The 12655-nt window shown below is 52.7% G+C and carries 9 protein-coding genes, 1 pseudogene and 1 riboswitch; of the genes and pseudogenes, 3 read left to right on the forward strand and 7 right to left on the reverse strand.

All coding sequences use genetic code 11. From position 1 onward, the window contains the following. Positions 1-234: 234 nt before the first annotated feature. Entirely contained in the window at positions 235-879 is a 645-nt protein-coding gene (locus ACFCTO_RS07730) for a MetQ/NlpA family ABC transporter substrate-binding protein (protein WP_499876663.1), read from the reverse strand. Between the two features lie 144 nt (positions 880-1023). On the opposite strand from ACFCTO_RS07730, the gene ACFCTO_RS07735 reads away from it, so the two are divergent. After that, positions 1024-2139, forward strand: coding sequence for an RNA-guided endonuclease TnpB family protein (locus tag ACFCTO_RS07735; protein ID WP_499876664.1), 1116 nt, complete (start codon positions 1024-1026; stop codon positions 2137-2139). A gap of 144 nt (positions 2140-2283) precedes the next feature. Here the strand turns inward: ACFCTO_RS07735 and ACFCTO_RS07740 are convergent. After that, a pseudogene (locus ACFCTO_RS07740) lies at positions 2284-2391 on the reverse strand (D-methionine-binding lipoprotein metQ); the annotation flags it as partial. Positions 2392-2527: 136 nt separating this feature from the next. Next, positions 2528-2621: riboswitch (SAM riboswitch) on the forward strand. Between the two features lie 105 nt (positions 2622-2726). On the opposite strand from ACFCTO_RS07740, the gene ACFCTO_RS07745 reads away from it, so the two are divergent. Further along, positions 2727-3557: a MetQ/NlpA family ABC transporter substrate-binding protein gene (locus ACFCTO_RS07745; RefSeq protein ID WP_020311165.1), complete on the forward strand. Its 831-nt coding sequence runs from the start codon at positions 2727-2729 to the stop codon at positions 3555-3557. A gap of 199 nt (positions 3558-3756) precedes the next feature. Then, a complete protein-coding gene (metF, locus tag ACFCTO_RS07750) occupies positions 3757-4611 on the forward strand; it encodes a methylenetetrahydrofolate reductase [NAD(P)H] (protein WP_499876665.1) in 855 nt (284 codons plus the stop codon). Between the two features lie 254 nt (positions 4612-4865). Here metF and speC read toward each other — a convergent pair whose 3' ends face one another. The 5 genes from speC to argC all read right to left on the reverse strand — a co-directional run bounded on the left by speC (position 4866) and on the right by argC (position 12243). Next, on the reverse strand, positions 4866-7025 hold the full coding sequence (speC, locus tag ACFCTO_RS07755) for an ornithine decarboxylase (RefSeq protein WP_499876666.1): 2160 nt from the start codon (positions 7023-7025) through the stop codon (positions 4866-4868). A gap of 1239 nt (positions 7026-8264) precedes the next feature. Then, the gene (locus ACFCTO_RS07760) at positions 8265-9437 is read right to left on the reverse strand and encodes an acetylornithine transaminase (RefSeq protein ID WP_499876667.1); all 1173 of its coding nucleotides are present in this window, start codon (positions 9435-9437) and stop codon (positions 8265-8267) included. A gap of 182 nt (positions 9438-9619) precedes the next feature. Further along, positions 9620-10528: an acetylglutamate kinase gene (gene argB / locus ACFCTO_RS07765; protein WP_499876668.1), complete on the reverse strand. Its 909-nt coding sequence runs from the start codon at positions 10526-10528 to the stop codon at positions 9620-9622. 17 nt (positions 10529-10545) lie between these two features. After that, entirely contained in the window at positions 10546-11271 is a 726-nt protein-coding gene (locus ACFCTO_RS07770; RefSeq protein WP_292282339.1) for an arginine biosynthesis protein ArgJ, read from the reverse strand. Between the two features lie 27 nt (positions 11272-11298). Further along, on the reverse strand, positions 11299-12243 hold the full coding sequence (gene argC / locus ACFCTO_RS07775) for an N-acetyl-gamma-glutamyl-phosphate reductase (protein WP_499876669.1): 945 nt from the start codon (positions 12241-12243) through the stop codon (positions 11299-11301). Positions 12244-12655: the final 412 nt, after the last annotated feature.

A 12655-nucleotide genomic window follows, 5' to 3' on the forward strand; every position in this document is an offset into this window, starting at 1 on the left:
AGCGATACACGTTTCTTTGATAGCGGTGGAAATACACCGTCGCACCCTACTGGTTACCGTTCAGGCCGCATCTCCCGAATCCATTCTATCCGCCGGTCCGTGCCGAACTCCCACTGCCATCGGCTCGCTGGAACTGCCACAATCGGATATACTCGTTTCGTTCATCGACAAATCCATTTAGATTTTGCTTTATTATATACTTGTAACGCGCCTATTGTCAAGCCTTAGACCCGCCTATTCAGCCGGTTCGATGGTGCCGTTGTATTTATCGGCAATGAACTTCTTGACAGCATCGGAATGGAAGATTCCAGCAACCTTCTTGTACGTCGGGTTGTCCTTGTCCTGAGCCCGGACAGCCAGGACCATGACGGCCAGCGGTTCGTCTTTCGGTTCCAGGAAGATGCCCTGTTCTTTGACGTTGAGGCCGGCGCTCATGACGTAGTTCATGGTGATGACGGCGGCATCGACGTCACCGAGGCTGCGCGGAAGCTGGGCGGCTTCGATTTCCTTGAACTGGAAATGCTTCGGATTATCTACGACATCAGCCGACGTAGCCTTGAAACCGACGCCGTCCTTGAGCTTCAAGAGGCCTGCCCGCTGGAGGAGTGCCAAACCGCGGCCGCCATTGGTCGGGTCGTTGGGAATGGCGATGACAGCGCCGTCGGGCAAAGCATCGACGCTCTTATATTTGTCGCTGTAAATCCCCATGCGCATGAGGATCGTATTGCCGATAGGCACTAAATCAGTGCCATTCTGCTTATTGAAATTATCCAAGAACGGCTTGTGCTGGTAGCTGACCAAATCGATGTCGCCATCGGCCAAAGCCTTGTCTGGCGTAATATAGTCGGAAAATTCGACGACTTTAACCTGATTCTGCAAGAAGTCTCCCGCCTCTTTAGGCGGTGAGATGAATTGCAAGTTTTTCTGAGGGCTCGATGCCATCAGAAAAACAATGGCTTCACAAGTTGATTTGCAGTATAATCAGTAGTAAGAGTAAAAGGATTTGGAAAGTCAAGGCAGGTGATGATAGTGAATAAGGCATACCGATACAGAATCTATCCGACAACGGCACAGAAAATGATGTTTGCCAAGACCTTTGGGTGTGTCCGATTCATCTACAACAAGATGCTGCGTGACCGCATTGACTATTATAAGGAAACCGGCCAAAAGCTGAATAACACGCCTGCGCAGTACAAGGAAGAATTCCCTTGGCTGAAAGAAGTGGATAGTCTGGCTCTTGCCAACGCTCAGATGAACTTGAACAAGGCGTACCATAACATCTTGAGCAACCGAAAGCATTTTGGCAAGCCGCGATTCAAGTCCAAGAAGAATTGTCGTGCTTCGTATTCCACGAACAACCAGAAAGGCTCTGTCCGAATCGAGGGCCATAAGGTGAAACTGCCGAAAGTCGGCTGGGTGAAATTATGCCAGCATCGTCCCTTGCCAGAGAACAGTATCATAAAGACCGTAACCATCAGCCAGACGCCATCCGGAAAGTACTATATCAGTATGCTGGTGGAGTATGAAAACCAAATACTCCCGGTCATACCGAAGACGTTCCTGGGCCTGGATTTTGTGATGCACGGCTTGTATGTGGCTTCCGATGAGGAGGATGCTGAGTATCCCGATTTCCTGCGAACGGCAGAGAAAAGATTGGCTAAGGCACAGCGGAAGCTATCCCAAAAGCAGAAAGGAAGTCACAACAGAGAAAAACAAAGACTGCGTGTAGCTATTCTCCATGAGAAAGTGGCCAATCAACGGCAGGACTTCCTGCATAAGAAGGCTCGCTACCTTGCAGATCGCTATGATGTCATTGGCATTGAGGATATTAGCGTCAAAGCGATGGCAAAGCGGAAAAAGGGTGGCAAGTTCAGTTTTGGCAAATCCGTAGCTGACAATGGCTGGAATCTGTTCACGAACATGCTGGAATATAAGTTGGCTTGGCAAGGCAAACAGCTTATCAAGATAGACAAGTGGTATCCAAGCAGCCAACTGTGCCATGTTTGCGGATATCAGAACCACGAAACCAAGGACTTATCTGTAAGGGAATGGGATTGCCCGAAATGTGGCAGTCACCATAATCGCGATAAGAACGCTGCCATAAATATTCGGGAAGAAGCCAGGCGGATATCTGCCTGACGTAATCCATAAAATACCGTGGGGCGCACGGGAATCTACGCCTGTGGAGAGAGTGTAAGCCGCCGCAACTCTTTGGAGTCAGTGGCGCTGTTCTCGTTGAAGCAGGAAGCTCCCGCCTCTATAGGCGGGAGTACGTTCACTGTGAATCCCCTGCTTTTCCGCTTCCTTGGCTACGGCTTCGACGACTTCGGCATGCGGACCGGCTGTGGCCCCGATCTTGATTTCCTTGTCGCTGCTGCCGGAACTTTCCATTGAATCATCAATGATACCCCCTCTTAAGATTGTGCCTAAATGATACGCTTTCAGTATAGTTTTGTCAATGACCTGCCTGGCCTCTTGACAAATCGCCTATCCATGATAAACTAAGAATCAAGACAACTTTAGACGACATTTATCCAGAGTGGTGGAGGGACTGGCCCTATGAAACCCGGCAACCGACGATGACGGTGCTAATTCCTGCGGATTATTCCGAGAGATAAAGAATCAGCAATCAACCTCTTTCTCTTTCGGAAAGAGGTCTTTTTTATGGATAAAATGACGGAACAGGATGGTCTATATTATTCTATATTTTGTTAGGAGGAATCTTCATGAAAAATCTCAAGAAACTCTCGCTTCTCGCCGCTTCGGCCCTGCTGGCCGTCGCTTTCCTGGCTGCCGGCTGCGGCAGTGATTCCGCTTCCAGCGGCTCGTCTTCCAAGAACACGACGGTCACCGTCGGCGCTACGCCCGTACCGCACGGCGAAATCCTCAACGAAATCAAGCCGCTCCTGGCCAAAGAAGGCGTCGACTTGAAAGTCGTCGAATTCACGGATTACGTCAAACCGAACCTGGCCCTGAACGACAAAGAACTGGACGCCAACTTCTTCCAGCATTCGCCGTACCTCGATAAATTCAACAGCGAACACGGCACGAAACTGAAAGCCATCGCCAAGATCCACGTCGAACCGATGGGCATTTATTCCCATAAGATCAAGGATTTGAAAGACCTGCCGGACGGTGCGAAAGTCGCCATCCCCAATGACCCGACCAACGGCGGCCGCGCCCTCCTCATTTTGCAGAGCGCCGGCCTCATCGGCCTGAAAGACGGCGGTAACATTACGTCGACCGTACAGGACGTCGAAAAGAACGATAAGCACCTCCAGTTCGTCGAACTCGAAGCCGCCCAGATTCCCCGTTCCATCGATGACGTGGACATCGCTTTGATCAACACCAACTTCGCTATGGAAGCCGGCCTCAATCCGCTGAAAGACGCCCTCTTCCTGGAACCGAAAGATTCGCCGTACGCCAATGTCCTCGTCATCCGTGAAGGCGATGAAAATCGTCCGGAAATCCAGAAACTCGTCAAAGCCCTCCAGTCTCCGGAAGTCAAGAAATTCATTGAAGACAAATACCAGGGCGCAATCCTGCCGAGCTTCTAATAAAAGTTTATACAGGAGTCGTCACAGCAAAGATTTTCTTTACATACACGACTTTCTCATTTAAAGTAGTTAGCCTTTAGGGATTAGCAGTTAGTAGCCCCTAATCCCTAATAACTAACTGCTAACAGCTGGAAAAGAAAGGTGTTATGCCTAATGGCAGAAACCTTGACATGCAACAACATAGGGGGAATTCATATACATGCATACGAATGAGCTTTTTGCCAAAAAAACGGTCTTTTCTTTTGAAGTCTTTCCACCGAAACGGGACATTCCCGTCGAAACGGTCTATCCGACCCTGGACGAGCTGAGCCAGCTCCATCCTGACTTCATCAGCGTCACCTGCGGCGCCGGCGGCACGGGCGGTAACCGTACCGTCGAAGTCGCTACGTACATCAAGCAGTTAGGCTGCGAAACGGCGGCCCATATGCCCTGCATCTACCTCACGGAAGAAGCAGCCCTGCAGAACCTGAAAGAATTGAAAGAAGCGGGCATCGAAAACATCCTGGCCCTGCGCGGCGACGAAGTACCGGGCCGCGAACGGGCTCACGTCTTTGAACATGCCAGCGACCTCGTAGCCTTCATCAAAGAAAAGGAACCGGACTTCAACGTCATCGGCGCCTGCTATCCCGAAGGCCATACCGAAGCCAAGACCCTGGCTGCCGACATCCGCAACTTGAAGACCAAAGTCGACGCCGGTGCCAGCGAGTTCATTTCTCAGCTATTCTTCGACAACGCCCTTTTCTACCGCTTCCTCGAACGCTGTGAAATCGCCGGCATCAACGTCCCCATCGAAGCCGGCATCATGCCCGTCACCAATAAAGCTCAAATCGAACGCATGGTCACCATGTGCGGCGCCACGCTCCCCATCAAATTCCAGCGGGCCATTGCAAAATACGGTGACACTCCCGAATCCATGCGAGACATCGGCATCGCCTATGCTGTCGACCAGATTGCCGACCTCCTGGCCAACGGCGTAGACGGCATCCACGTCTACACCATGAATAACCCGTACATCGCCAAAAAAATTGCCGAAGCCGTAAAGACATTATTGTAGTTTAGTTGACGTCCCAAGACAATAATATATAATAAAAGCAAGAAAGGTGCTATCCGGTAAACGGTCAGCCCCTTGATAATTGGATATTAGAAAACCCGCCTAAAGTTGGAACCTGGAGGCGGGTTTTCTTATGCCTTAATGGCTATATTTTAACTTTATGGTTTACAGTTCGGTGTTTATAGATTGCAGAAAAGACCTTTAAATTTAAAGCCATCCGCTAATCCCTAACAACTAGCCACTAGCCACTAAAAAGTTCACTCTTTCAGCACATACCCATAGGCGTGGATGCGTCCATCGTCTTCTTTTTCCAGATAGACGCCCTGGATTTCCGAGGCGAAGCCCGGCAATTCATTGAGGCCTTCTTCCAGGGCCTTGAAATACTGGACTGCCGTATGGGACCAGCGTTCGCCCGGGACGACGCAGAGGACGCCCGGCGGGTACGGCAGGGCCCCTTCCAGGGCGATGCGGCCTTCGATTTCATCGAGGGGCACCAGCTCACCCTGGCCACGGATGAAAGCGTATTGCGCATCCTGGGCATTCATGGCGTATTCCGGCAAGTATGCCCGACGGAAGAGTTTCTTCTGCAGGTCCTTGACGTTCCGCGCCTTATAGAAATCATGCATTTCCTGACAGAGCTGGCGAATCGTATAGCCGGCGTAGCGGTCCGGATGTGAGTTGTAGACGCCGAGGAGGACTTCCTGCATGGGGACATCGTGGTCGACGAAGCGTTCAAAACGGACCAGCTGGGACACGAGGAGGCGCATCTTATTCCTATTTTCAGCCGGTGTCAGCAGGAAGAGGATCGAATTCAAATCACATTTTTCCGGGATGACGCCGTTACCGCGAAGGTACGTCGCCAGGATGTTGGCATGGATACCGAAATCTTCGTACTGTCCCGATTCAGCGTCGATACCCGGTGTTGTCAATAACAATTTGCAGGGGTCGACGAGATATTGTCCCGGCCCGTATCCTTCAAAAGCATGCCACTTGGCATCCGGTTCAAAGGTGAAATAGGCCAGGTCGTTGGCCATGTCATCCGTATTGCCATCCTGCCAGGGCTTGCCGTAGACCGTCGGTGCCACGAACGGCCGGATATAGTGGCAGCGGCGCAGGATATCCTTGCGGGCTTCGATACCCATTTTCACGCAGTCCATCCACATCTTGCGGCCAGCCGCACCGGCATGGATTTTGGCGTTGACAGCGATAGTAGCGAACATGGGATAAAAAGGACTCGTCGACGCATTGGCCATAAAGGCATTGTTGAAGGTCTTGTGGTTGCAGTAGCGGGACTGGTTATGGATATGGTTGTCCTTCTTGTGGATCTGCGAAGCCTGAGAAAAACCAGCCTGCTGCTTATGGACCGACTGGACGACCATGATACCCGGATCGTCTTCATGCAAATCGAGGAGCAGCGGCGAGCAGTCCTTGAGCATGGGAATGAACTGCTCATAGCCGACCCAGGCCGAATCAAAGAGGATGTAGTCGCAGAGATGACCGATGCGGTCGACGACATAGCGGGCATTGTACAGCGTCCCGTCATAAGTGCCGAGCTGGATGACAGCCAGGCGGAAAGGCCGCTTGGCCTTGGCTTTTTCCGGATCCCGTTCGGCTGCCAGCTGGCGCAGATACGTTTCATCGAAGCAGTGGGCGTCGATGCCGCCGATGAAGCCATAGGGATTGCGGGCTGTTTCCAAATAGACCGGCGTCGCCCCGGCCTGGATGAGAGCCCCGAGAGCGACGGACTTGTGATTGTTGCGGTCGTAGAGGACCAAGTCGCCAGGCGTCAGCAAGGCATTGGTGACGACCTTATTGGACGACGAAGAGCCATTGAGGACGAAATAGGTCTTATCGGCATGGAAGACTTCGGCTGCAAAATCCTGCGCTTCCAAAGCCGGCCCTTCGTGGATGAGCAAATCACCGAGGGTCACGTCGGCATTACAGATATCGGATTGAAAAATATGAGGTCCATAGAAATCATAAAGATAGCGTCCTGCCGGATGCTTCTTGAAAAACAGGCCGTCCTGATGGCCCGGGCAGTCAAAAGGCGTATTCTTTTCACTGACGTAATCGACGAGGTCGGCAAAAAACGGCGGCAGCACAGCATGTTCATAGCGGCTGGCCAGGCGTTCGGCCGTCGAAATACAGCGGCTCTTATTGACCATTTCTTCCGTAAAGACGACATCGACCTTGTCGATATACTGGTCCGGCATCTTCTCGCCGCCCGGCATGATGACCATGATGGGAATACCGAATCCCGTTTCATCGATTTTGTCGATGTAGGCAAAATCCTGGTCCGAAATAACCGCTACGGCCACATCGGTGAAATCCGTCTGCTCAATAGGCACGATTTCCCGGTCGCTGTCAACGAAATAATACTGTACATCAAAGCTGTAAGCTATCTTCAAATGTTTCATATGTCTTCTCTCCCTATCCTCTTCCTTTGCATTGATATTTTAATAAATACAGCCCTATTGTACGCAATTCCCCCATGAATAGCAAGAAAAATATTTCGCAAATAGTATGTTGGGGCCTAAAAAGCCGTTCATCGTAGGTCGTTCGTCGTTCATCGAATATGGGGCCTGACGGCCCCGCCGGTCGCAGGCCGCAGTTCGCAGGCCGCCTTGGACTCAGATGCCGCTTCGCGGCAACAGACCCAGAATGACGACATCGCCTCGAGTAACCCTCGGCTTGTGAAAAAATAGTGGCTCGTGGCTCGTTGTTCGTGGCTCGTAAAAACTTACCATTATACTCGGATCGGCTGTGACCGAATCTCACAGCGAGCCGCACAAGGCTCCCTTTATAGGGGAGCTGGCCGCCAAAGGCGGTCTGAGAGGTTAAAGGTCGCCCCGCCACGAAGCTTGTGCATACCCGGATTTTATGACAGGTGACTCGTTGTTCGTAAAAACATACCCATTATACTCGAATAGGCTGTGATGAAATTTCTCTGGCGAGCTTCCCACGGGAAGCCCCTACAGTTCGGCCATGGGCCGTGTATTTTTTTGTGGCCTGCGGACCACGCTCTTTTTTCATCGCCTGTCTGCGATACCGTAGGGGCCATCCCAACGGGCGGCCCGCCTGAATCCTGTGCATATCCGGAATTTATGACGGACGGCGCATGGTCGTAATACAATCATGAGTCTGTCGCGGCGGAACGCCGCATCTGAGTCCAAGGAAAGGCCGTGACGTGTTATTCGTAATCAAAAAACATACCATCAAAACCGAATGGGCTGTGACCGAATCTCACAGCGGTCCGCACAAGGCTCCCTTTATAGGGGAGCTGGCCGCCAAAGGCGGTCTGAGAGGTTAAAGGTCGGCCCCTACGCACATGGCCGTTGGCCGTGTTTTTTTGTGACCTGTGACTGGCGTTATTCCCATCGCCTGACTGCGATGCCGTAGGGGACGGCCAAAGGGCGTCCCGCCGCGAAGCTTGTGCATACCCGGATTTTATGACAGGTGACTCGTTGTTCGTAAAAACCTGCCATTATACTCGAATAGGCTGTGATGAAATCTCTCTAGCGGGCTTCCTACGGGAAGCCCCTACAGTTCGGCCATGGGCCGTGTATTTTTTTGCGAACTGCTAACTGCTAGCCGCTGACTGCAAAAAAAGGGGCTGTCGCACGTGCGACAGCCCCTTTTTCACTGCAAACTATATTCTATTTATCGATAACTTTCTTGACGATGCTGATGGCTTCTTTCAATTCATCCCAGGGGATGTTGAGCGGCGGCAGGAGGCGCAGGAGGCCATTGGCTGTGAGGACGAGGACGCCGTGGTCGACGCAGCCTTCTACGACGTCCATGAGGGCTTTATTCTTGAGGGTGACGCCGATCATGAGGCCCATGCCGGATACGCGGTCGACGTGTTCGCACTGTTCCAGTTCTTCTTTGATGTATTTCCCTTTTTCCCGGACTTCTTCCATGAGGGCGTCGTCGAGGCGGTCGATGATGGAAATGCCGCCGGCCGTACAAATCGGGTTGCCGCCGAAGGTCGAACCATGGGTATGGTTGGTCAGGGTATGCTGTGTCGAATCGGCGAACATCGTAGCCCCCAAGGGCAGGCCGCCGCCGATGGCTTTAGCCGTCGAAACGATATCGGGCTGGATGCCGTAGCCCATGTAGGAATAGAGATAGCCCGTCCGGCCATTACCGGTCTGGACTTCGTCGACGATGATCAGGATATCGTGGGCATGCGCATATTCTGCGACCTGCTGGACGTATTCTTTGTCGAGGGGATGGACGCCGCCTTCACCCTGGACCATTTCCATCATGATGGCGCAGACGTTATTTTCTTCGCAGAGCCGCTTCATATCGGCAAAATCATCGGGTTCGGCATAGACGAAGCCGTCGACGAAGGGCCCGAAGTCTTCATGGAGCGAGTCCTGGCCGCACGCCGTCAAGGTGGCAATGGTCCGGCCGTGGAAGCTGTTCTTCAAGGTGACGATGGTATAGCGGCCGTCGCCGTATTTGTCGTGCGAATACTTGCGGGCCGTCTTGATGGCACATTCGTTGGCTTCGGCACCGGAGTTCGAGAAGAAGACCTTCTTCATGCCCGTCTTCTGGCAGAGTTTTTCGGCCAGGACGGTCTGGGGTTCCGTAAAGAAGACGTTGGAAATATGGCTCAATTTATGGAGCTGCGCTTCAACGGCTTTGATCCACACGTCGTCACAGACGCCGAAGATGTTGACAGCAATACCGGCGCTGAGGTCGATGTATTTCTTGCCGTCCACATCATACAAAATTGCGCCTTTGCCGTGGTCCAATACGGCACCGACCCGGTTGTATACATTGACGATATATTCTTTATCAAGATTTTTATAATCTTCTGCCATTAGGGGATTCCTTCTTTCTTATAATATGGGAGCCTGACGGCTCCGCAGGCCGCTCAAAGAGACCGTTTTTCGTTCGTAGTTCATCGTTCATCGCGATGGCTTGGTATTTTTAACTCCCATACGATGAACGAGGAACGACCTACGACCAACGAAAAAAATTTATTTTCATGTGCTAGTCGCATTTATTTGCCGATTGAATAATGCCCTACGAACATGGTGCCCAGGCCTTCTTCGGTGAGCATTTCGATGAGGATGGCATGGGGAACCGTGCCGTTGATGATGAACACGCGCTTGACGCCGGCCTTGATGGCATCGGTGCAGCACTGGACTTTGGGAATCATGCCGCCGGCGATGATGCCGTCGTTTTCCAGCTGCCGCGCCTGGTCGAGGGTGATTTCCGTGAGCAATGAATCGGGATCGTCCTTATCTTTGAGGACGCCGTCGATATTGGTCATGGACAGCATACATTCTGCATTGAGGGCGCCGGCAATCTTGGCCGCTGCCGTGTCGGCGTTGATGTTATAGGCCTGGCCGTTGGTGTCGGTCCCGATGGTCGAAATGACCGGGATATAGCCTTTATCCAGGTTATCTTTGATGATGGAAACGTCGACGTCGGTAATGCGGCCGACGTATCCCAGTTCATCGCTCTGTTTCTGGACTTTGATCATCTGGTCATCGATGCCGCAGAGGCCGATGGCTTTGCCGCCGATGGTCCCGATGAGGTTGACCAGGTCTTTGTTGACCTGACCGGCCAGGACCATCTGGACGACTTTCATCGTTTCTGCGTCGGTGACGCGCAGGCCGTTGATGAATTTCGATTCCATGCCCAATTTATTGAGCGTCTCTTTGATGTGCGGGCCGCCGCCGTGGACGAGGACGACCTTGACGCCGATGAGGTTCAAGAGGACGATATCGCCCATGACCGATTTTCTCAGGTCTTCGTTGATCATGGCATTGCCGCCGTATTTGACGACGACGATTTTGTTGCTGTATTTCTTGATGTACGGCAGGGCGTTCATCAAGATCTGCGCCTTCTGGGCATTGGTTACGGATTTGACATCTTCCGAGACGAGTTCGATTCGTTTAAACATTACAATAGATTCCCCCATTAACTGCAGGCCTTCAAGGAATTTTGGAAGCCTAATTTTTTCAATAACTGTTCCAGTCCATCAGCCAGTACCTCCTGACTGCACGGGCTGCTGCCGGCCATGCCGTTGGCCATGACGATGAACGTAAAGTTTTCCGTGTCGATAGCCGCCTTGGCCTGAGCCAGGGCGCCTTCGATGACAGCACTGCCGGCCTGGGCATCGGTCATGATGACACATAAGCCGTCGCTGTCGGCCGTGCCGTCGGCGGCGACACCGCTCAGGGAACAGCCGGGCGTCCCACTGGACAAGGCCACCTGATAGGCCGTGACATCGCCGGCATTATCCAGGACCGCTTCCAGCGGCTGGCTGTCGGTCCCCAATCCTGCCGTCAGCGTCTTAAGGCTGTGGATGAGCAGGGACGGGCGGAAATACTGGCCTTTGGCCCCGCTGGCGACCAGGGCGATATCGTCTGGCGCTTCATCCATGCATTTCCCGGCAGCCTGGCAGACTTCCTGAGAAATCTCATGGCCCCGCGGCCCATCGGGAAGGGCCGTACCGTTATGCAGGAGCAGTACCTTACCGGACTGAGTCATCAGGCCCTGACTCGTAGCGGTAACGATGGAGCAGTCGCGTCGGCTTACAATCATAGCTACATCCAATTTTACACGGCTGCTGCATAATCCACTGTACGTACCGGCAGCCTGAAATCCTTGCGGTACGCTGAGGCTATCATAAACCTGACTCATACTGACTCCACCTTTCATCTGATTCATCTAATACTTTAAATTCAGCCCCGTCGTGGGATCAATGCCCATCATGAGGTTCATATTCTGGATAGCCGCACCGGAAGCGCCTTTGCCGAGGTTGTCGAACAAGGACGTAACCATGATGCGCTGGTCATTGCCGGTGACCAGGATTTCCATATCGTCGTAGCCGCTCATATCATTGGCTGCGATGAAGCCGCCCTTGTCTTCGCCAAAAGGAAGGACATGGACGAAGGGGCAGCCGTCGTAATGGCTGGCTAAAACCTGCCAGACGTCGTGAGCCGTCACCTTTTTCGCCAGCAAGTGGCTGAAGAAAGGAATCATGACTTCCATGCCGCTGTAGTAGTCGTCGACGATAGGCGTAAAGACCGGTTCCTGCGTCAAATGGCAGATAGTGACGATTTCCGGCAGATGCTTGTGTTGCTGTACCAGGCCGTACTGGCGCGGTGCATATAAATCCTGCCCTTTGTCGCCTTCGTACTGGGCAATCATCTTCTTGCCGCCGCCGCTGTACCCGGTCAGGGAAAAAGCCGTCACCGGATAATCGGCCGGAACGATGCCGGCTTCTGTCAGGGGCTGTAAAATGGAAATGGCGCCGCTGGCATGGCAGCCCGGATTGCCGACGCGGTCGCTCTTGGCAATGGCCGCGGCCTGCTGGGGCGATAATTCGGGGAAACCATAGGTCCAGCCCGGTGCTACCCGCCGCCCGGTCGACGTATCGATGAGGCGGACAGCACAGCCTTCGGCCAGCGTTACGGCTTCGGCTGCGGCACCGTCAGGGAGACAAAGGAAGGCGATGTCGGCCTGTTTCATGCAGGCCCGGATGGCGTCGGGATCCTTGCGGACATCGTCGGCAATGGGAACCAATTCGATATCCTGGCGGGTACTGAGCCGTTCATGAATCCGAAGGCCCGTCGTCCCTTCATGACCATCAATGAATACTTTCGTTTTCACACTTCATCACTCCTATATCACATGGGCTGTGCCCTGACTATTCTTTGAATTTTTATTCATTATAGATGCATTTTAATATTTTGTCAAGAATTATGCACGATTTTTTACATGAATATTAGTAGGGGCTCGCACGTGCCTTTTCAGCCCGTCAGGACATGAATGAAATAAATGTCAGGACGGCTGCTGAAACGGACCGCAGTAGAGGGCGAGCCCGCCTGCAATTGAATACATCTCCTTTATATGAATAAAGGGACTACATGTAAACCCATCTGGCAAGTAGTGTTCATCCCCCCTAGTTCAGAAGCGGGCGCCCCGCTACGGCTGTCCGTTCTGGCAGCCGTCCTGCACCTTCCTGTGGTCGGCACCAGACGGGCCAGAAAGGCGCGTGGCGCCCCTACAAATCGCACTCAGG

Origin of the sequence: Megasphaera indica (assembly GCF_046614755.1) — a bacterium.
Taxonomy (GTDB): domain Bacteria; phylum Bacillota; class Negativicutes; order Veillonellales; family Megasphaeraceae; genus Megasphaera; species Megasphaera intestinihominis.